General features: G+C 59.5%; 16 protein-coding genes. 13 read left to right on the top strand and 3 right to left on the bottom strand.

The window, feature by feature from the left end; genetic code table 11:
- Positions 1–39: 39 nt before the first annotated feature.
- The 6 genes from upp (at position 40) to J3U87_RS03345 (ending at position 4,990) form a co-directional block, all read left to right on the top strand.
- Entirely contained in the window at positions 40–669 is a 630-nt protein-coding gene (gene upp, locus J3U87_RS03370) for a uracil phosphoribosyltransferase (RefSeq protein ID WP_237381618.1), read from the top strand.
- 8 nt (positions 670–677) lie between these two features.
- Positions 678–1,292, top strand: a complete 615-nt coding sequence (gene udk / locus J3U87_RS03365) for a uridine kinase (RefSeq protein WP_237381617.1) — start codon at positions 678–680, stop codon at positions 1,290–1,292.
- Positions 1,293–1,404: 112 nt separating this feature from the next.
- Entirely contained in the window at positions 1,405–2,106 is a 702-nt protein-coding gene (locus tag J3U87_RS03360; protein ID WP_237381616.1) for a DNA alkylation repair protein, read from the top strand.
- A gap of 257 nt (positions 2,107–2,363) precedes the next feature.
- On the top strand, positions 2,364–3,209 hold the full coding sequence (locus J3U87_RS03355) for an AAA family ATPase (RefSeq protein ID WP_237381615.1): 846 nt from the start codon (positions 2,364–2,366) through the stop codon (positions 3,207–3,209).
- 85 nt (positions 3,210–3,294) lie between these two features.
- Entirely contained in the window at positions 3,295–4,533 is a 1,239-nt protein-coding gene (locus J3U87_RS03350) for a hypothetical protein (RefSeq protein WP_237381614.1), read from the top strand.
- 130 nt (positions 4,534–4,663) lie between these two features.
- On the top strand, positions 4,664–4,990 hold the full coding sequence (locus J3U87_RS03345) for a DUF3817 domain-containing protein (protein WP_237381613.1): 327 nt from the start codon (positions 4,664–4,666) through the stop codon (positions 4,988–4,990).
- A gap of 17 nt (positions 4,991–5,007) precedes the next feature.
- Here J3U87_RS03345 and J3U87_RS03340 read toward each other — a convergent pair whose 3' ends face one another.
- Positions 5,008–7,905 (bottom strand): tetratricopeptide repeat protein, encoded by a 2,898-nt coding sequence (locus J3U87_RS03340; RefSeq protein WP_237381612.1) that lies wholly within the window; start codon positions 7,903–7,905, stop codon positions 5,008–5,010.
- A gap of 833 nt (positions 7,906–8,738) precedes the next feature.
- On the opposite strand from J3U87_RS03340, the gene J3U87_RS03335 reads away from it, so the two are divergent.
- The 7 genes from J3U87_RS03335 to J3U87_RS03305 all read left to right on the top strand — a co-directional run bounded on the left by J3U87_RS03335 (position 8,739) and on the right by J3U87_RS03305 (position 17,104).
- A complete protein-coding gene (locus J3U87_RS03335) occupies positions 8,739–10,823 on the top strand; it encodes a TonB-dependent receptor plug domain-containing protein (RefSeq protein ID WP_237381611.1) in 2,085 nt (694 codons plus the stop codon).
- A gap of 555 nt (positions 10,824–11,378) precedes the next feature.
- Positions 11,379–12,176: a hypothetical protein gene (locus J3U87_RS03330; RefSeq protein ID WP_237381610.1), complete on the top strand. Its 798-nt coding sequence runs from the start codon at positions 11,379–11,381 to the stop codon at positions 12,174–12,176.
- Between the two features lie 120 nt (positions 12,177–12,296).
- Positions 12,297–12,653 carry a hypothetical protein gene (locus J3U87_RS03325; protein WP_237381609.1) on the top strand — a complete coding sequence of 119 codons (357 nt, stop codon included), beginning with the start codon at positions 12,297–12,299 and terminating at the stop codon, positions 12,651–12,653.
- Entirely contained in the window at positions 12,650–13,378 is a 729-nt protein-coding gene (locus J3U87_RS03320; protein ID WP_237381608.1) for a tetratricopeptide repeat protein, read from the top strand. Before J3U87_RS03325 ends, J3U87_RS03320 begins: the two co-directional genes overlap by 4 nt.
- Positions 13,379–13,513: 135 nt before the next feature.
- Positions 13,514–15,445 (top strand): sulfatase-like hydrolase/transferase, encoded by a 1,932-nt coding sequence (locus J3U87_RS03315; protein WP_237381607.1) that lies wholly within the window; start codon positions 13,514–13,516, stop codon positions 15,443–15,445.
- Between the two features lie 251 nt (positions 15,446–15,696).
- Positions 15,697–16,173, top strand: a complete 477-nt coding sequence (locus J3U87_RS03310) for a VOC family protein (protein ID WP_237381606.1) — start codon at positions 15,697–15,699, stop codon at positions 16,171–16,173.
- A gap of 307 nt (positions 16,174–16,480) precedes the next feature.
- Entirely contained in the window at positions 16,481–17,104 is a 624-nt protein-coding gene (locus J3U87_RS03305; protein WP_237381605.1) for an IPTL-CTERM sorting domain-containing protein, read from the top strand.
- A 98-nt stretch (positions 17,105–17,202) separates the two neighbouring features.
- On the opposite strand, the gene guaB is transcribed toward J3U87_RS03305, so the two are convergent.
- Together guaB and secA are read right to left on the bottom strand one after the other, a co-directional pair.
- Positions 17,203–18,669 carry an IMP dehydrogenase gene (gene guaB, locus J3U87_RS03300; protein WP_237381604.1) on the bottom strand — a complete coding sequence of 489 codons (1,467 nt, stop codon included), beginning with the start codon at positions 18,667–18,669 and terminating at the stop codon, positions 17,203–17,205.
- A gap of 356 nt (positions 18,670–19,025) precedes the next feature.
- The gene (secA, locus tag J3U87_RS03295) at positions 19,026–21,665 is read right to left on the bottom strand and encodes a preprotein translocase subunit SecA (RefSeq protein WP_237381603.1); all 2,640 of its coding nucleotides are present in this window, start codon (positions 21,663–21,665) and stop codon (positions 19,026–19,028) included.
- Positions 21,666–21,992 lie beyond the last annotated feature (327 nt).

The raw sequence follows: 21,992 nt of genomic DNA, 5'->3' as shown, positions 1-21,992 counted from the left end.
TTTCGGAAGCCGGACATCATCGTTTCCAGAGGTCTAGCCATGAGCAGTTTCACTTTGATCGAGCATCCCCTCATCCAGCACAAACTCAGCGTATTGCGCAACAAGAACACCAGTTCGGCCACCTTCCGGAAGACGGTCGAGGAAATGACCCACCTGGTCTGCTACGAGGCCACCCGCAAGGTGTCCCTGGGCGAGGTCCACATCGAAACGCCCCTGGAGAAGACGGTGGGGAAGATGATCGATGAAGACCTGATTCTGGTTTCCATCATGCGGGCGGGAAACAGCATGTTGGAAGCCCTGCTGAACATGATGCCCTTCGCCCGTGCCGGCCACATCGGCATCTATCGCGATAAATTTGTGCAAAATACGGTGGAATACTACTTCCGGGTGCCGCAGAATATCAAAAGCAAACGCATTTTGCTGGCCGACCCCATCGTGGCCACGGGCGATACCGTGGTCGCCTGCCTGGACCGTTTGAAACAATACCAGGTAGGCACCATCCAGTTGCTCACCCTGCTCATTTCCCCGCAGGGTTTGGAAAAAGTGCAGCATTTCCACCCGGAGGTGGAGATCTACACGGCTTCCGTCGAGCGCGGACTCAACGAGAAGGGCTTTCTTCTCCCCGGGATCGGCGATGCCGGAGATCGGCTGTATCACACACTCGAATAGGAACCACCGTGGATAGAAAAATCATCATCATCGGCGTAGCCGGCGGTAGCGGCTCGGGCAAGACCACCTTTGCGCGCAGGCTGAAGGAACGTCTGGGCGAAGGGCGCTGTTGTATCCTCGCCCAGGACAGTTATTACATCGATCAAAGCAGTCGATTCGACTACGACGGCGGCAGCGTCAATTTCGATCACCCCTCCGCATTGGACTTCGACCTGATGGGTCAGCACCTGAGCGACCTGAAACAGGGCCAGACCATTCAGGTGCCGCATTACGATTTCAAAACCCATCAACGTACGAAAGAGACGTCGCCGATGGCCCCCAAACCCGTCGTGGTGGTGGACGGCATTCTGGTGCTGTCCCAACCTCAGGTGCGCTGCCACTTCGACGAAGCGGTGTTTTTGAGTATTCCCGAGGAAACGCGGTACGCCCATCGCCTGCGCCGCGACGTGCAGGAACGGGGACGCACGCCCGAAGGGGTGCGCAACCAGTTTTTCGGCCAGGTCAAGCCCATGCACGACCAGTTCGTGGAACCGTCCAGCGAACACGCCAATCACCTGATTACGAATTACACCATTTTCGATACCGTGTTGGCGGAGGTCGCCCAGATCGCCGAGCGGGTCTAGGCCGCGGAGCGATCGCCCGCGTCGGTTAGCCGAACCTCGGGTAGCCGAACCTCGGAACGCCGAACGGCGCGCGAGCCTGGCGACGGCCCGCGCCAACCACAGGGAGGATCAGGTGTCCGATCGAGATCTCCACCCGCACACGCTATTTCTGTTCGAAGGTCTGCGTCAACACGCCGATCCGGTCCAGGCCGTCCCGATGCAGGCCTACATGAAAACGGATCAACCCTTCTACGGCGTGCGTGCCCCGGTGCGCAAGCAACTGTGCCGCGATGCGCGCGCCAAATACCCGCTGAAATTGCGCGACGAGTACGAGCGGGTCGTCCGCGAGCTGTGGGCCGGCCCCCATCGCGAAGACCAGCATGCGGCGCTTGACGTGGCCGAGAACCACCGCAAACACCGTATACCCGCATCGATGCCGCTCTACGTGGACCTGGCCAACGCGGCGCCCCATTGGGACACCCTCGACACCATTGCGGGCGGCCTGATCAGCCGGCTGGTACAATCCCATCGCGAATTCGAATCCATCCTTCGCGACTGGATCACTTCGCCCAACATGTGGCTGCGGCGCGCCTCGCTGCTGGGCCACCTCAAGCACAAGCACGACACCAATCGAGCCTTTTTGTCGGAAACGATCCTGGCCCTGTGCCACGAAAAGGAATTCTTCATTCGAAAGGCGATCGGTTGGGTGCTGCGCGACTACAGTTACGCCAATCCGGAATGGGTGATCGCGTTCGTGCAGCAGCACGATGCGGTCCTGGCGCCCCTGAGCAAACGCGAAGCACTCAAGGCCATCGAGCGCAAGAAGCGGAAGTAATCGAGGCGGGGCCCGAAATCGCCGATCGGCGCCCCCAAGGGCCTCCGTGCATTTGTGCACGACCGCGTCGCGCGTTTTCGACGGCGGCAATCGGCGTTGGCTCGGGTTATAATCAGGGTCCGCGCCTGCCACATCGCGGCAATCTCCCATCGGGGAGGCGGGAATCGAGGTGCCCTTCGATCGGTTCCCGAGCTCGTTTTCCACGGGCGGTGGCGGCGACGGGCATTACATCAAAGCACAGGGGAGACGCGCCCTCCATGAAGTTTACCGGTTCCGACAAATACTATTTGGATCCCGAGCTCGAAGCCATCGTCAACATGGCCATCAAAATGGAAAAACCGCTGCTGCTGACCGGGGAACCCGGCACCGGCAAAACCCAGCTTGCCTTCGAAATCAGCCGCTCGCTGGGGATCGGCATCGAAATCCTGCGCGCCAAATCGACCATCAAGGGCGAAGAGGCCTGCTATGTTCAGGACACCGTTCTGCGCCTCAACGACGCGCGTTTCGGTACCGAAGAAACCGATCGCAACGTCAACGATTTCTTCGACTACGTCATCTGGGGCCCCATCGGCCGCGCCTTTCGCTCCGAAGATCGGGTGGTGCTGCTGCTCGACGAAATCGACAAGACCGAATCGGACGTGCAGGACAATTTGCTCGACGTGCTCGAGGAGAACCAGTTCGTGATCCGCGAAGTGAACAAGGTCATCGGCGCTCGCCAGCCGCCGATCATCCTGATCACCTCCAACGCGAAGCGCGAACTCTCGGATCCCTTTCTGCGCCGCTGCTTTTGCCACCACATCGCCTTCCCGAGTCCCGAGGACATGCGCGAAATCGTCAAGCTGCACTTCCCGGAAATGAAGGCCACGCTTTTGGAGCCGGCACTCAACATGTTCTACGAACTGCGCGAGCGCGGCTACGAGAAACCGCCGGCCACCAGCGAGCTGCTGAACTGGCTGGGCGCCATGATTCACGCCGGCGTGACACCCGATCAGAGCGAAGACCTTCCCTTTCCCGGCGTTCTGCTCAAACGCACCAACGACATCTTGAGCTACCGCGGCAAGGGCAAATCCGAACGCAAGAAACGGAGTTGGTCGGGCTTTTGAGCGCGTCCTCATTCACCGTCACTCCCTGGAAACCAGGTGGGGATCGTACCCGATCCCCAAACCCCGAAGCATCGCGAGGAGTACCATGACCCGCGCCGTCGACCCCTTCTCCACCCAGGCCGAGCCGTTGTTCATCGACTTTTTCTATCTCCTGCGCGAGTACGACATTCCGGTGAGCCTGACGGAAATCATGGATTTCTATACCGGCCTGGAAAAAGGCCTGGTCAAAACGCTCGACGAGCTGTTCATCCTGATGCGCCTCGCCCTGGTGAAACGGGTGGAGCACCTGGACAGCTTCGAACGGGCCTTCGCGCTCTACTTCTACGACGTCGACCTGCCGGCGGTGGTGGAAGGCGATCCGGAGCTGTTGCAAACCAAACAGTTCCGCAAATGGCTCGAGCAGGCGGTGGAACGCGGCGACATTCCGCGCCATGCCTTGTGGTCCATGTCGCGCGACGAGCTGATGCGCCGCTTCTGGGAAACGGTTCGCGAGCAGATGGAAGCCCACCACGGCGGCAATCGCTGGGTCGGCACGGGCGGCACCTCGCCCTATGGCCATTCCGGTTTCGCCGAGCGCGGCATTCGGGTCCACGGCACCTGGAAGAACCGTTCGGCGATCAAGGTCATCGGCGATCGCCGCTACGTGGCCTACGACGATCACCACACGCTTTCGGGCGCCAACCTGCGGCAGGCACTCGGTGCCCTGAAGAACATGGTGCCGGTCGGTCCCTACGACGAATTGGACCTGGACGAAACCATCTTCCGAACCGGACGCAACGGCGGCGAGATCGATTTGATCTTCAAGCGTCGCGAGCTGGACCGCTTGAAACTGATCCTCCTGATCGACAACGGCGGTACCTCGATGCTGCCCTTCGTGCGCAACGTCCAGACCCTCTTCTCGAAAATCAAGGATCGCTTCAAGGACACCAAAACCTACTATTTCCACAACACCATCTACCGCAACGTGTACCTGGACTCGCGCCGTTGCCAACCCTATCCACTCGAAAAACTGCTGCTCGAGTCCCGGGACTCGCGCGTCTTCATCATCGGCGATGCCAGCATGGCACCGGAGGAACTGCTCTACCGACACGGCTCGATCGAATTCGAGGAAGAGGATGCGGTGGCCAGCATCGATCGCTTGCAGCACCTGCGCGACCGTTTCGAGTACAGCGTGTGGTTGAACCCGATTCCCAAGGAAGAATGGGACATCACCTACGGCCGCATCACGCTGGAAAAAATCCGCGAAGTCTTCTTCATGGAGGACCTGACCCTGCGCGGCATCAAGAGTGCCGTAGCCTGGCTGCAAGCGAAAGCGGCCAAGTGATTTCGGTTCGGACGCCTTCCATTTCCGAGGAGGGCCCCGGACTGACGCCGACTCGGCGCGAAGACGGATTCTCGCGCACAGCACATCATCGAATTCCGGCCCCATCGGCCGACAAAAAGTGAAGGCATGCATGAACAAGTTGTTTACCACCACGCTCGGACAATTCCGCATCGTCAGTTTTTCCGAAGGCGTTTCCTACATTCTCCTGATGGCGATCGCCGTACCGGTCAAGTACATGGCCGACGAACCCATTCTGGTTCGCATTCTCGGGCCGATTCACGGTTTCCTTTTCATCGCCTTCATGGTGTTTCTCGGCAAGACCGCCGTCGAGCTGCGCTGGCGCATGGGCCGGGTGCTGATCGCCTTCATCGCCTCGCTCTTGCCGCTGGGGGCCTTTTTCCTCGAAGTCTCCCTCAAAAAGGAGATGGAACGCCTGGAGCAACAAGCGCCGGAATGAGTCGAACGCGCGGGCGATCAGGCAACCGCGGTGCCTCTGCCTTTGCGGTCGGATCTCCTGACCGGTAGCCAAACCCGCACGAGCGTTCCCGGTCCCTCGCGATTGTCGGAGACTTGGATCCGGCCACCGACCTCCTTGAGAGCGTTGGCACAGAAATGAAGCCCGAGCCCGGCCGCATGGGACTTGGTGGAATATCCCTGACGGAACACCATCGATTTCTGAGCATCCGGAATGCCCACGCCGCTGTCGGCCACCTCGAGCAACAGCCGATCCTCGCTTTCCACCAGAGTCGCCACGGTGATGGTCTTCCGGCTCTCGGGGATTTCATGGCGAAATGACTCGAGCGCGTTGCGCAGAAGATGGTGCAGCACGGTCGACAACTTGAAGCGCTCGGTCACCACCGTGGGCACCTCGCCCAGATGGCGCTCGACCACGACCCGTTCCTCCCGAAAATCACGTGCATAGGCGGCCAACACTTCCTGAACCAGGCGGTTCACGTTGACGGGTTCGAGCAGGATCTGGGGTTCGATGAGATCGTGTTGGGCGCGAACCATCTTCAGGACTTCCTCCAATTCCTCCTTCAACAGATCCAGGTCGTTCGCGATGTCGTCGTGGGTGTCCCGCAAACGTCGCGATACCTCGGTCAGTACTTCGGGCAGCATCTTGCCGCGCCGGTCGGTCGAGAAGAAGCCGGCCAAATCCCGCTCGTGATCCCGCAGGAGTTCGCTCACGCCATCCAAGATGCGAAGCCCCCGATTGTCGCAAATGCGTTGTTCCAACACCGCACAGGTGGCATTCACGGAATTCAGGGCATTGCCCAGGTTGTGCAGCACGCCGACCGCGATCTCGGACATCCCGGCACGGTGGGCGGCCTGCACCAACTGGTGCTGGGTCTTTGTCAGTAGTGACTGTGTATGAACGAGGTTGTGTACCACGCGCGCCTTGGCCACGGCAGAGACCGTGTGCTCGCGCAGCCGCTGAAGGGTTCCCGGATCGGCGACGCGAAACGCGTCGTGGCGGGTCAGGTTTCCCAAAATCAGGAACCCGGAACACTCACCCGCCAATTCGAGGCTCATGGCCAGCAGGCTTCTCGGCTTCGGAAGCTCCTTGATCGATTCGGGCGCCGTCAAGCGCTCCGTCTCCTCGATGATCCAGATGCCGTCACCGCGGGGCGGATGGCTCATGTAGCGCTCGGCCACATCTCGTTGCGTCAATCGCACGGGCGGATCCATGTCGCAATCGTAGCCGGTGAAGGCAGCCAGCTCGAAAAGGTCCTCGTCGGCGTCATACATCAGGATCGAGCTGGTCTCGGCCCCTGGCAGCAACACCTTGGTTTCCTTGAGAACCGCGGCCAGCAAGGGCTTTAGATCCGCCTCCCGATTGATGGCGCGCACCACTTCGTCCAGTGTCACCAATTCTTCGTTGCGCGCCTCCAAGGCCTCGGTCCGCGCCGCGACCCGTTGCTCCAGGGTTCGGTTCAGCTCCATCTGCATGACGAGCTGGCGATGGGAATGCAGCCTCATCAAAAGGGTGATGACACACAGGAACACCACCAGCAGGATCGCCAAGACCAGCCTCTGAGTCAGCTTTTCCTGGGCCAGGCGCGAGACTTGGTCCTGCGTGACGGCCCGCAGGCCCTCGATTTCCTTTTCCTTCTTCAAGGTCTCGAATTGTTCTCTCAAAAAGGAGATGCGGTTGTAGCTGTTCTCGGAGAAAACTTCGTCGGCGACCTTCTTGAAGCGCCGAAAGGCCTCGAGGGCGCCTTGATAGTCGCCGCGAGCCGCGAGCACCAGCGACATTTCCTCGTTGGCACGGCCGATCTCTTCCTTGGCATCGATCTCCTCGGCCAAGGCCAGGGCCGATCGAATCTCCACCAGCGCCTCGTCCAGGCGATCCGTCTCTCGATACAACCTGGCCGTGTTGCGGCGAATGAAGATGATCTGGGCCCGGGCATTCATCCGCTCGAAACGTTTCAAGGCCTCGCCCAGATCCGCGAGGGCCTCGTCGTAGCGCTTCATTTCGATAAGCGAGTGGGCGCGATGGCCGAAACTGAGGCCGACCGAATACAGGTTGCCCGTGGCTTGCCCCAGTGCCAGGGCTTCACTCAGGTACTGGTGGGCCAACTCGTGGCGCCCGGCGCGTTGGTGCAGGCTCGCCAGGTTGTTGTAGGTCGAAGCCATCGCTCTCTTGTCGCCGAGTTCCTTTTTCAACTCCAGGGCGCGCTCGTAGTACTCCTGCGCCTTGTCGTTTTCCTCGAGGAACAGGAAGATCTGCCCCACGTTGTTGAGACAGGAAGCCTGATGCGCCCGGTTCCCGTTTTTTTCGTGAATGGCCAGAGCCTGAAGGTAGTATTCCAGCGCCTGTTGATAATTGCCCTGGACCTTGAAAAGGATGCCCAGATTGTTCAAGACCGTGGCGACCTGCTCGTCGTTTTTCACCTCGCGGAACAGGGCCAGGGCTTCGAGATACGCTTCACGGCACTTTTTGAAATCGCCGCGACGCAGGTGCACCGACCCCCGCAACTTGAGCACACCACCGTAAGCCAGGCGATCGCCGACCCGTTCGGCGAGCGCGCCCACCCGCTCGTTGTAGCGAAGCGCTTCGTCGTAATCACCCAGCCGAAAATGGGCCCAGGTCACCTTGTTCATGATTTCCAGGCGTTTGGTCACCCGATCCGGCCCATCCAGGGATTCCACCAACGCCAATCCGTATTTCAAGCTCTTCGCCGGATCGTTTTTGGCGTTGACCAGCACCAATGTTTCCAAGATCTCCAAGCGGGTTTCACCGGTAGCGCCGGACAGACGCGTCTCCAGGACCTCGCTGTCGGGAACTTCGTCGGCAAACGCCGCGAGGCCCCAGACACCGGGGAGAAGTAGAGAACAGCAGAACAAAGGGAGAAAAAGGCGTATCGTCATGACAAAAAGGAAAAGATCACTCGAAGCGGACCAGAACGACGGGATCGTGCCAGGAGAGACAACGACCCGTCCAAAATCCGGATTCCAGGTTTTCGTGGTGTGGTGGTATCGATGCGACACGTGCTTATCCAATTCCATCGGCTCGGTTTCCAAAAGATCATTAGAAATCTCGCGGATAAAACGAACGACATGGCTTTATCCTTTTCGTCACGCCAAATTCGGGGCGATCGTCACACCGAAACGGGATCTGTAAATAGGGCGAGCCCAGGAGGGCTTGGCCCGCAACCGCACAACTCGTGTTTCCCCATGAACTCAAACTATCTACAGGCCAGCACTCTCCCGCCACAGACCGATTCCCAGACATTCAAAAGTCCCCACCCCCGCTCCTTTGCGCATACTTCGACATAATTACAAAACCATTAGTTTTCACACAAAATCCATGTCTCTTTTTTTCGCCGACTTAGTAAGGTGAAATCGCGCGAACATCTCGATTTTACAGTTGAATCACAGATATTTTTTTTAAAGGTTTCGTTTTTGCTCTCCGAAAGTTGACCATAGATTCACTTCGCGAAGTTCCCAATAAAAAACAACACACTCCAGACGTGGTCACCATTCGGCGGGATCGACTTTCCGACAGGACAACGCGATCGAAGCGCCCGCCCACCATGCCCTGCAGCCAGCTTGATGCGGCGTGGACCCAACCAGCCCACGACTCGCAGCGAGGGAGGCGAACCAACAGAGACCGAAGAAGCCGGTTTGTGTGTTTTTAGCCGCAACCCGCGTCCTTCGAGGGGGTTGAGATGAAGCTACTGATGTTTGTATGGATTGCGACCATGAGTTTTGGCGCATTTGCGGTGGATTTGGAAGAAGACATGGGCGATCTCATGGATCTGTCGCTCGAGGAGCTCTTGAACGTCACCGTGGTCAGTGCCTCGAAAAAAGAGGAAAACCCATTTGAAGCACCACTTTCAGTCTCGGTGGTGACTCGTGAAGAAATGAACAAGGCAGGTGCGACGTCGTGGGGCGAAGCGCTGCGATTACTGCCGGGCCTGGTCGTCAGGGAGCAGTCCTCGGGCAATTACGACATCCACGTTCGTGGGTTCGACAACGTACCTCCCAACAGTCAATTGCCGTTCCTGGCCAATACCCTGACCCTGGTCATGATCGACAACCGAATCGTTTACAACTATTTCGCGGGCGGCACCTTTTGGGAAACCCTGCCGGTCAGCCTGCTGGAAGTGGACCGCATCGAAGTGGTGCGCGGACCCGCATCGCCACTCTACGGGCCCAACGCCGTCGCCGGCGTCATCCACATCATCACCCGCAAGGCCGAAAAGGACGGTTTCGCCTTCAACGCCAACCTCGAAGGCGGTGAGGACAACACCCAACTGGCATCGCTGTGGGCCCAGTACAAGGCACCGACCTGGAGCTGGCTGGCCACCGCCAATCGCACGGTGCGCGATCGCGCCGAATCGGTCTACTACAGCCTGGTTCAAGGCGTCATCGTCGACGACGCCCTGGATCTCGTCGTGTTCGACACCGGCGAACCCGCTCCCGAAAATCCCCAGCGCTTTCCGGACCAGGACCTGGCCCAGGACAACACCGCCGCCAACATCGCCTTCGATTTCGAACCGAACGAGGACTGGCAATTCGGTGTGCGCTTGGGATTCGAAGATTCGGAAGTTCAAAAAGCCTACTTCGAAAACGGCGTCACGCCGCTGAACACGGCGGTATCGGAAACCGCCTACCTGGATTTCACCGCCAAGGGCAAGGGCTTCAGCGCCCAGGTTTCCTACATGGACGGCGACCAGGAAGCGCTGGGCGTCAACGGCTGGAAATGGGATTTCAACACGGTCGACGTCGTCCTGGAGTACGACCACGAATTCAACGACCGATTCACCCTGCGTCCGGGCCTGAGCTACCGCAAGGCGACCTACGACGGGGTCTTCATCAAGGGTGAACGGGACATCACGACGGTGGCGGGATCCCTTCGCGCCGATTACCGGCCTACCGACAAGTGGCGCCTGATCGGGGCCCTGCGCGCCGACCAGTACGACACGCCGGACACCACCGAACTATCGGCCCAAGTGGCGATCAGCTACACCGCCCGGGAGAACGTGCACTGGCGCTTCTCCTACGGTCGTTCGAGCCGCGCCCCCTTCATGTTGGACATCTTCCAGGACACCGCGTTTTCGACCCCGGGCGGACTTCTGTTCGAGTTGTTGGGGAACGAGAACCTGGACCCGTTGGTGACCAACTCGTTCGAAGTGGGGTTCCGCTACAAGCCAAACAGCAGCTCGCAGTTCGAAGCGGAAGTGTTCCAAGCCACCAACGAAAACTACAGCGACGTGCAACTGCTGTTCGCCGGCCCCGACGGCGAGTTCTTCCGGACCACCGGCCAATTCGCCAATCTCCCGGTCGAACCGACGCTGACGGGCTTGACGTTGAGCTACAGTCGATCGGTAGGGGCCAAGTCCTATATTCGGACCTACCTGACCTTCACCGACACCGAAATCGACGACCACATCCTGCCGCCCACCGAAACACCGGGTGGAGGACCGGGTGACGGCCCGCCGCCCGACGGCCCGCCCCCGGGGCCACCGCCGGTGGTGCTGGTCGATTTGGACGAAGGTGCCACTCCCGAGTACTACGGCGGCCTGATCTACGACTACACCTACAAGAAGTGGAGCTTCAACCTCAACCTGTACGCCTTCGACGGCCATCCGCTCTCGAACGTCATCGACAGTGACCAGATCGAGAGCAAGGTCATCGCGAATACCAAGCTCATGTACCGGTTCGCCAAGTCCGGCGAGGTCTACCTCAACGTCCGCAACCTCAACGACGACGACGGGAACGAGTTCCTGTTCACGGACGAAATCGGTCGCAAGATCCTGGCGGGTATCAACCTCCACTTCTGATCCTTACCAGTGCCCATCCAGAAACGGAAAGATCGTAACAGCCAAGTCGGTCCGCCTGGATGGGCACGGTATCAGGTCTCAGGCGTCAGGTATCAGCAAGACACGTGTTTAAAGGTAATTAGCTGACACCCGATTCCTGACTGCTGATACCGGTTGGGGTTGGCAACCCTGCCGATTCAGAGGAGCGTTTTCGTAAAAACCCTGTTTCTGGACGGAAACCAACTACGACACGGCCAGCTCGAACGGGGGCGCTCACCGGTGACGACACATAAGGCACCGAGGGGCGCCCTTTGCCTTTTCGGCGGGACCGCAATCGTCGAGACGCGAAAATGCGGAGCCGGCAGTCGAAGCAAACCTCTCGCGAAAATTTTCACGGGACACCCGCGAACCAGACAACAAAAGCTTCCCAAAACTGGTGAAAATAGGTGCAAAAACAACCGTTTGGCCAACTTTTGACTTTCCATTTGGCGCGAGCTCGGGTATTTTGGGGCTAACTTCATCCCTCATATCTAAGATGCTCATTCTTGATTTAACTTCGAGAAGGATTGGTTAAACATGATTGCTTTAAGATTTTTTCTGGTAGTGCTTGTATCTTGCAGCTTGCTGTTCGCCCAAAGTCCGGAGCGATCCGAGAAAAACGCGAGACGCGTCAACACAACGAAGCCGAACCACGAAGGTGGCGTCACCCTGGACGTGGCCCCCGTTTCCTGGGGAAGCTTTCTCACCCGAACTGACGGCAGCGCCAACATCGGCACCACTTACAGTATCGGTCGTACCCAATCCTACTACGGTTCGGTTTATGCCAACTATTTGGTGGGTATCGACGACAACGGGCTCTATTTCCCCGGCTTCACGGCTCAATCCCGTCTGCTCTACGTTTTCGACACCAGCACCATCGCCGAGAGTTTCGAATACAACCTGGTCGGTGTGGGCAATACCAATACCGGTGCCCCCGAATCCTTCATCGTATTCGACGCCGGTGATTTCGGCCTGGAAGTCGCCAGTCCTTTTGGCGATCCGTTCGCGGCCTTCACCGCCGGACCCTCCAGCTTCGGAGGCTTCTCCCTTTCCGGTGCGGGCCCTGAGAACTGGAGCGTAGACGTGACCAGCCAGATCTCCGACGACCATTCCGCCGACAACGACTTCACGGGGTTCCTGGTGGCTGTGCAGAACACGCCGCCCGCCGCCGGCAGTCTGGTGTTCTGGGGCCTGTGGGACGTCGGTCTGCAGCAGGGCAATCAGATTTTCACGATTCCCACCCTGGGAACCGTGGGCCTGGGCTTCTTCCTGGCCGTCCTGATGATCGGCGCACTCTGGTTCTCCCGCAAGCAGCGCATGGCGAACGGATCCTGATCCGGGAGTATCGACTACTTGCAACTACTACTGATCGTTTTTCTAACAGCTTGGGGCGAACCGGCAAAAGATCGGTCCGCCCCTGTTTCGGGTTTCTTGGAATGGTGGAAAAAACCGGAGGTGACCGAACCTCTGGGGATGTCCCCCGACCGGCTGAAACACCTGCAAACCGAACTGGCCAAGTATCAGATCGAATTCCAGGCGGCCGGCACCAAAAACAGCGCGATGCGCGGGCAACTGCGGGCGATGTATCGCGATCCTGAAAAATCGACCGAGGAAATCCGCACCTTTTTCGCGGAGCGGGTTCAGCCCGCCACCCAAACGCAGATGCGGATCAGATTGGAAGCCCGCCTGTTCGTGAGAAACACCATCCCGACCGAGGCGCTCGCGAAGTTGACGACCAAACACCCGCGTTTCTTTGGCCAGCGCTGGTTTCGTCAATCCAAGGTGCCGGTCATCAAGGGTAAGGTGAAATGAAACGACTCTGTGTCATGCTGGGCCTGCTCGGCATCGCCGTCCTGGCCCAGCAGGCGCCTCCCTATTACCAGCGGCCGGTGGAGCCGAAACGGGACAGTGAACGCCTGGCTCGCGAGCTGGCGGCGGGTACGGCCGAGGCGACGGAATGGCGTCGAATCATCGCGCTCTATTCCGAATTGGAAGAGCTGTTCAAGATTCTTCCCATGACGCGCCAACTGATCGAGGCCTTTCCCGACGAGCCGGCCTTTTGGGAAGCGCACATGATCGCCTGCGCCATGAGCGGCGAGGCGACGGCGGCCGAATCCGCGGCCGATCATCTGTTGGCTGCCTTTCCGGGTTATCCCACCGCCCAGGTCAACGCCGCTCGAATCTTCGCCAACGGCGGGAAGCGCGAACGGGCCCTGAACCTCCTTCTGCAAGCCATGGAGTCGCAACAGTTGAAACCCAACGACTGGGACCTGACCATGCGACTTCTGTTGTCCATCGATGCGGACCCGACCAACATCCACCAGCGCATTCAGGCCAAACAGGCCCAATTCCCGGAAGCCAAATCCCTGAAAATGCTGATGCTGGCGTTGTACGTGCGCTTCGGCGACTACGATGCTGCCGACCGCTGGTTGACACGGTACCCGGATTTGGTGGAATCTCCAGATACGCGGAACTTTCAACGGGTCCTGGCCGATTTCCGCAAGCCACACCCTCCGGCCGATTCCACGACGCGATAGGCCGACTCCCGTTGATTTCAGCCAAGCCGGTTCCGTCGCCAATGCCGGAAACGGCAGCCACCCTACCGGAAATCCTGGGAACTCCGCCCACCGATTGAAGCGGCCCCATCCACTCGCCCCGACAAAGGACACCACATGTTGAGACCATTTCATCGACGCGGCGCGACCTTCGCCGTCTTGACACTCTGTCTGGTGTGGATCGCCATGGGCTTGACGCAATGTACCCGCCGAATCGCGGCGCCACAAAACATCATTTTGATCACCCTGGACACGACGCGCACGGATGCGCTCGGCGTCTACGGCAACGGTCAGGCCCAAACTCCGGTGATCGACGCCCTGGCCGGCAACGGGCACCACTTCACCCAGTGCTACTCCCAAGCCCCCATCACCCTTCCCTCCCACAGCAGCATCCTCACCGGCTTGATCCCCCCGAATCACGGCGTGCGAAACAACGGAAATTACCGTTTGGGCGAGGTGCCCACCTTGGCCCAGGCCTTACGGGAGAGCGGCATGCGGACCGGCGCCTTCGTGGGCTCGGCGATCCTGCTCGAGGAATTCGGACTGGGACGCGGCTTCGACCACTACGACGACGAAATCGTGCACTACACCGAATCGCGCGAAACCGGGCACATCGTCACCCGCCGGGCGGAATCCGTGATTCAACGGGCATGGTCGTGGATCAGCGACCGCGATCAGCCATTCTTTTCCTGGATCCATTTGTACGATCCCCACTGGCCGTACGAGCCGCCCAGCCCCTTCGCCGAAGCCTTCGCCGACAACCCCTACCTGGGTGAATTGGCCTACGTCGACCTTCAATTGGGTTGGCTGGTCGACCAACTCCGCCGCAAGGGACTGTTCGAAAACACCCTGATCGTGATCACCGCCGATCACGGCGAATCCTTCGGCGAACACGGCGAACAATCACACGGCTTCTTTTGCTACGGCGCCACGACCCACGTGCCCCTGATTCTCTCGCAACCGATCATGGGCGAAGCGGGCCAATCGTTCGACCACCTGGTCCGCAGCATCGACATCGCGCCCACCCTGCTGCGGCTCAAGGGCCTGAAACCCAAGACAGCCCTCGACGGGCTGCCGCTTTGGGACAAGAGCCCGCGCGAATCCTACAGCGAGGCCATGATCCCCTACGAGAACTTCTATTGCGCCCCGGTGCAGGCCTACCGCGATCAGCAACTCTCCTATTACAAGGGCAACGCCGAGGAACTGTACGATATCGCGGCAGACCCCCACGAGCAGAACAACCTGATCGAAAACGACCCCGAACGCGCGGCCCGGTTGCGGGACGGGCTGGCGCCCCTGCTGCGCGACACCGGCGAAAGCGACTCGGAACGCCAGATGGATCCCTCTACCGTGGAACTGCTGCGCAGCCTGGGGTACGTTCACGACGGCGGCTCGCACATTCCCGGCACCAAGGCCCCCCACGAATTGCCGCCGCCCAAGGAGGCCTTGCCGGTCTATCGCGTGTTCCAACGCCTCAATCACCAAGGCAAGACCTATCCCTTCAAGGCCATCGAAGCCTACACCCGGCTGGAAACCGAATTCCCGGACAACGTGGTGGTTCAAAAGGAATTGGGGCGCCTGCTGACCTTCGCGGGCGATCGCGACGGGGCATTGAGGAGACTGCGCAAGGCGGCGGAAACCCGGCACGAGGATCCGCGGCTGCACACCTTGCTCGGTCTCGGCCACGCGCATTTCGGCGAGCGGGAGGAGGCCCTGGACGAGTTTCGCCTGGCACTCGAGCTGGACCCGAATCACCTGATCGCACGTTACAACGCCGCCGTCCTCTTTCTCGAGGCGGGTCGAATCGAGCCTGCCCGGGAGAACTTCGCGAAGGTGCTCGAAGCCGCGCCGGAGGATGTCTACTCGCTGAACAACATGGCGGTCATCGCGCTCGAACACGACAAGGATCCGGCCAAGGCCTTCGCGTGGCTTAGCCGCGCCAAAGAAGCCAGGGGCAACCATCCCCTGATTCGCAAAAACCACCAAAAACTGGCCGCGCTCCTGGGTGAGGACAAAGCGACCGAAGCCCGTGTGGAAGAATCACCCTGAGCCGTGTTCCAGCCAAGCGCGAGCGGACGACGAGATCTCGAATCGCCGCCACAGTTTTTGACCGACATGACATGCTCCTGTGGTAGACTGGCGCCAAATCCCTGGTCCCCATAACGCCGATAACCAACCATCCGAATTGCGCCCTCGGTCTGGTTTTCAGCCACGCGCCTCGGACGTTGGTTTCGGCTTCGGAGTCGCGACGCACGCAAGTGCACACGATCCCGTTTCATCACATACCAAGGAGTTCTCTCATGTCACAGAAGGTTGATCCCATTCCCGAAGGGTATCATGCCATCACTCCCCACCTTGTCGTCAAAGGCTGTGCCGCAGCCCTCGAGTTCTACAAGAAGGCGTTTGGCGCCGAAGAAACCATACGCATGCCGATGCCGGGTTCCGACCTGATCATGCATGCCGAACTGCAGATCGGCGATTCCAAGGTCATGCTCGTGGACGAAATGCCGAACATGCAGTGCCTCAGCCCGCAACACTTCAACGGTACCCCCGTCACCATTCACCTCATGTGTGAAGACGTCGACGCCATGATGAAGCAGGCCGAGGAGGCCGGTGCCACCGTCAACATGCCCCCGGCCGATATGTTCTGGGGCGACCGTTACGGAAAATTGACCGATCCTTACGGGCACAGTTGGTCGGTCGCGACCCACATCGCCGATCCCACCATGGAAGAAATGCAACAGGCCATGGAAGCCATGATGGGCGGCGAAGAGTAATCGCACCCAAAACATCGGACGCCTGAACAATCGAAGCCCTGGCGCGGCTCGCGCCGATCTCGATTTTCGCGCGCCCGCTCAAAAGCGCCCAACGGTTCTTCCGGCGGGCGCTTAACTTCGCTACTGTCTCAAGTCCTATCACATTCGCAGATATTCAGATATACCCACAATAGCGCATTGCTCCTTTTCAAATTGAAGAACTCAGACGGATCTGATAAAGTCTGCCAATTATCTTTCTAAATTTCATCGTGAGTGATTTCATCTCGCTCCATCTCATTTTCAGTACCCACGCCAAAGGAGAATTGCTTTGAATTACCGTATATGCTTGCTTGTTTGCTTACTGCTGGGATCCCTCGCTTTCGCCCAGAAGACCGAAGGTCCTGCCGTCAACGAGGGTGGCGCGACGCCCACCTCCAACGACGAGTGCGCCGCCGCCATCCCCATCACGGATCTCGGAACCATCGAACTCGACATTTCCGGCAACACCCCGAACGCCAGCGATCCCGCTTTTTCCTGCCAATCCGGCGGCAGCGATCGCACCCAGACGACCTGGTACACCTTCACCCCGTTCACCGACGGCACCATCAACATCAGCGCCTGCAACACCGAAGGTAGCTCCCCGGATTCGCTGCTCGGCGTCTACACCGGCTCCTGCGGCAGCCTGGCCGAAGTCGCGTGCGGCGAGGACGAGTGCGGGTTGCTGTCGGAAATCACCGGTCTCGACGTCACGGCCGGTACCACCTACTACTTGCTCTACGCCGATTGGGGCACGGTCCCCAACACCGGCCTGATGCGCATGGAAATTACCGGAGACAACGTATTCGTCAACCCGATTCCCACCCTCGGCGAGTACGGCATGATGGCCTTCGTCGCCCTGCTGGCGATCGCCGGCGTATTCTTCATGCGCCGCCGCAACATGCAGGCCGCCTGATCTCCACGACAGCTAAATATCCATAGCCAGAAACCAAAAAAGGCGGGTCGAATGACCCGCCTTTTCTTTGTTGGGATTTGTGCTGAAAGTGTCGCCAATCACAACCGGTAGTTGGGCGCTTCCTTGGTGATGATCACGTCGTGGGCGTGGTTTTCGCGCAAGCCGGCTTGGGACACCTTGGCAAAACGCGCCTTGCGGTGCAGTTCCGAAATCGAGGCGCAGCCGGTCAGGCCCATGCCGGCCCGCAGGCCGCCGATCAATTGGGTGATCACGGCCGACAGGCTGCCCTTGTAGGGAACCTGGCCCTCGATGCCCTCGGGAACCATCTTGGTTTGTTGGGTGTCGTTTTGGAAATAGCGATCGGCGCTACCGTCCTTCATGGCGCCGAGGCTGCCCATGCCGCGGTAGGTCTTGTAGGTGCGGCCCTGGTAGAGCACGGTTTCGCCCGGACTCTCGTCGGTGCCGGCAAACAGGCTGCCGATCATGGCGCAGTGAGCACCGGCCGCGAGCGCTTTGGTGATGTCGCCGGAGAACTTGATGCCGCCATCGGCGATGATGGGCACGTCGTGACCCTTGGCGGCCTTGACCGCTTCGTGAATGGCGGTGATCTGGGGCATCCCGGCCCCGGTGACCACGCGTGTGGTGCAGATGGAGCCGGGCCCGATGCCGACTTTCACCGCATCGGCGCCGGCCTCGATCAGTTCTTTGGTACCGGTCGCGGTGGCCACGTTGCCCACGATCAGGAACACGTTCGGAAAGTGGCTCTTGAATTCGCGGGTGGCTTCGATGACACCCCGCGAATGGCCGTGGGAAGAATCCATCACGATCACGTCCGCTTTCGCTTCGACCAGGGCCTGGGCCCGCTCGAGCATGTCGCCGCCGATGCCGACCGCGGCGGCGGCGCGCAAACGACCTTGACCGTCTTTACAGGCGCGCGGGTATTCGATGCGTTTTTGGATGTCCTTCACGGTGATCAGCCCGCGCAGGTGATAATCCTCGTCGACGACCAAAACCTTTTCGATGCGGTGTTTGTGCAGGTAGTACTTGGCTTCTTCCAGCGTGGTGCCCACCGGCACCGTGATCAGGTTTTCGCGACCGGAGGTCATCACCTGGGAAACCGGTTGCTCGTAATTGGTTTCGAAACGGAGATCGCGGTTGGTGACGATGCCGAGCAAGGTCCCGTCCTTTTCGATGACCGGGATCCCGGAAATGCGGAATCGGCTCATCATCGATTCCGCCGCGTTCAGACTCTCATTGGGGCCGATGGTGATCGGGTCGATGATCATGCCCGATTCCGATCGCTTAACCATATCGATTTCTTGAGCTTGCCGCGCAATGCTGAGATTCTTGTGAACCACGCCCATGCCGCCCTGTTGGGCCATCGCGATGGCCAGGCGGTGCTCCGTGACCGTGTCCATGGCCGCGGAGAGCAAGGGAATGTTGAGTTCGATGTCGCCCACCAAACGCGTGCGGGTATCGGCATCATTTGGGTGAAACTCGGCCCGATCGGGAATGAGAATCACATCGTCAAAGGTCAAAGCCTCCAGAAGTGGCAGCTCCAGCATGGTATGGTTTTCCCCCTGAAATAATGTCGAATCGACCACCCGGTAGCAAACGATGAACGGATACCGTTTTGGGCGTTCCGATGGAGATGGGAAGCGAAGTCGGCGCCCGGGCTGAGATCCGTGCGAACCCATGTGATCCATCGAAAAGAATCCCCTGCACGTCGGGTTCGAACGAGCATGGACAGGTCGGGAGCGATTCACGGCGACTTTCAGCGACGGTGAAAGCCGAATCGCTCGCGCTCAAACTCCGTACTTTAGCACGGACGCCGGAATTTTTGCCAACGGGAAACGAACCGAAAGGGAGCGGCACGAGAGGCCGAAATCGGCCCGACCTCGCGGTCGGACCGGTCATGCGATCAGGCGTTTCGCCCGTGACATTTCTTGTACTTTTTCCCGCTTCCGCAGGGGCACGCCTCGTTGCGTCCCACCTTGGGTTCGGTGCGCCGCACGGGCTTGGGCTTGGCCGGTTTGTCCTCACCCTCTTCATCACGGTTCCCGGCCAATTGCATCGCCTTCTCTTCGCGGGCCCGCTCCTGTTTCATGCGGTTGATGGATTCGCCGCGAATCTGCGGTTGAACGTGCACCAACATGCGTACGACTTCCTCGTCGATGCGGTCCATCAGTTCGTTGAACTGGGTAAAGCTCTCGCGTTTGTAGATCGTCAGCGGATCTTTTTGGGCGTAGGCCTGCAGACGCACGTGATCCTGAAGTGAATCCATGGTGCGCATGTGGTCCTTCCACTGCTGGTCGATCACGTACAGCATGATGAACCGCTCGTGGTCTTCCACCACCTCGGACGGCAATTCCAGCACATCCCACTTTTCGCTATAGCCGGCCTTGACGTGTTCGAGAACCGCTTCCGCCGTGGTTTCGGTGATCTTGGCATCGCCCAGATCGAAGTCGAACAGGGAGCGAAACGATTCGGCCAGGCGGGAACGGTCGCCCTCTTCGGGTTTCTGCAACTCCAGGTATTCGGTGACCTGGGCCTGGGCGATGGCCTCGGCGCGCTCGAAGAGGTGTTCGCGGGCCTTGCCGTAGAGCAGCTTGCGGCGCAACGCATAGAAGGTAGTCCGCTGCTTGTTCATGACATCGTCGTATTCGAGGACGTGTTTCCGGGAATCGAAGTGCCGCGCCTCGACCGCTTTCTGGGCCCGTTCGATGGCCCGCGAGATCATGCGGTGTTCGATCGGCACGCCGTCTTCCATCTGCGATTTCATCATGCGCTTCATGGTGTCGTTGCCGAACAGGCGCATCAGTTTGTCTTCGAGCGAGATGAAGAACAGGCTCAAGCCGGGGTCGCCCTGACGTCCGGAACGACCGCGCAACTGGTTGTCGATCCGACGTGAATCGTGGCGTTCGGTACCGAGAATCACGAGCCCGCCCAGGTCGAGGACCTTCTTCTTCTCTTCCGCGCAAATCGCCTCGTACTTGTGCAGCAGTTCGTCGTAATCGGCCTCGGGGTCCTTGGCCATATCCGATTTGGCCAGCATCTCGGCGTTGCCACCCAAAATGATGTCGGTACCACGACCCGCCATGTTGGTGGCGATGGTGACCGCCCCGAGACGACCGGCCTGGGCGACGATCTCGGATTCCTGGGCGTGGTACTTGGCGTTGAGCACGATGTGGGCGATTTTCTGTTTGGTGAGCCAGGCGCTGATCTCTTCCGAGGTCTCGATCGCGATGGTCCCGACGAGGACCGGGCGGCCCTTCTTGTTGTGAATCTGGATTTCGTTCAGCAGGGCGGTGAACTTGGACTTGGTGGTGCCGTAGACCTGATCGTTCTTGTCGTCGCGAACCATCGGCTTGTTGGTGGGCACCACGTAGGTATCCAGCTTGTAGATGCTGTGAAATTCCCGCGCTTCGGTCTCGGCGGTGCCGGTCATGCCGCTGAGCTTGTCGTACATGCGGAAGAAGTTCTGGAAGGTCACCGAAGCCAAGGTCTGGTTTTGACGCTCGATGTGCACGCCCTCTTTCGCTTCCAAGGCCTGGTGCAGGCCGTCCGAATAACGGCGACCCGGCATGGGGCGACCCGTGTGAGAATCGATGATGATGACCTGGCCGTCGTTGACCACGTAATCCACGTCTTTCTTGAACAGGTGGTGGGCCCGCAAGGCCTGCTCGAGACAGTGGAGGATCTGGATGTTTTCGATGTCGTAGAGGTTGTTGACGCCCAGCAGCGATTCCATCTTGCGGATGCCGTCCTCGTTGAAGAGGGCGTGGTTGTCCTTTTCGTCGACCGTGAAGTGGGCATCCGCCTGCAGCTTCACGACCACCTGGTTGGCGTCGTAGTACTTGCCGGTATCGCCTTCGGCCGGGCCGGAGATGATCAACGGCGTCCGCGCCTCGTCGATGAGGACCGAGTCGACCTCGTCCACGATGACGTAGTTGAAGCCGCGTTGAACCAGGCTCTCGGGCTTGAACTTCATGTTGTCGCGCAGGTAGTCGAAGCCGAATTCGTTGTTGGTGCCGTAGGTGATGTCGCAGGCGTAATTGGCCTTGCGCTCGACTTCGTCCATCTGGTTCAGGATGCAGCCCGTCGTGAGTCCCATCCACTGATAGAGCGTGCCCATCCATTCGGCATCGCGCTTGGCCAGATAGTCGTTGACCGTGACGACGTGGACGCCGAGGCCGGCCAGGGCGTTCAGGTAGACCGGCAGGGTGGCCGTCAGGGTCTTACCTTCACCGGTCCGCATCTCGGCGATGGCTCCTTTGTGGAGAATGACCCCGCCAAGCATCTGGACATCGTAATGGCGCATCCCCATCACGCGGACCGAGGCTTCGCGCAGCGCGGCGAACGCTTCCGGCATGATGGTGTCGACCGTCTCGCCGGCCTCGAGGCGCTCTTTGAACTCGACGGTCTTGCCCTTGAGTTGATCGTCGGAAAGTTTCTGCATCTCAGGCTCGTGACTGTTGATGCGATCGACGTGGGGCCAGAGTTTCTTCAGTTCGCGCTCGTTTTTTGAGCCGAAAACCTTGGTAGCGATTGTCTTGAGCATGTGTTGACTCCAGAAATGGGGTGGGATGTGAGGATGCGACGACAAATGTGCCAGTGTATGAGGCGCAGTCACACTCACGGATGGCGCTGTAAACGGTAAAAACACGAAAACCCGGCCCGAACGGCCAGGGTTCTGGATCCGGTGACGACCGAAAAAGGGAACCGGTACCGAACGTCCAAAACGGGGCTTGGTGTCAGCCCCGTTTCAGCGCCCCTTGCGGTGCGCAGCCCATCGATTTCGATCGCACTCGTGATGCGAAGGTCAAAAAATTTCCGCGGCAACTCCCTCCCGAGACATCGGTCTCGGCAATCCAGCCCTCTCAGACGC

Origin of the sequence: Sulfidibacter corallicola, from assembly GCF_017498545.1 — a bacterium.
Taxonomy (GTDB): domain Bacteria; phylum Acidobacteriota; class Holophagae; order Acanthopleuribacterales; family Acanthopleuribacteraceae; genus Sulfidibacter; species Sulfidibacter corallicola.
Note: the sequence above shows the minus strand (reverse complement) of the source record. Positions and strands in the feature narration are given on the sequence as shown.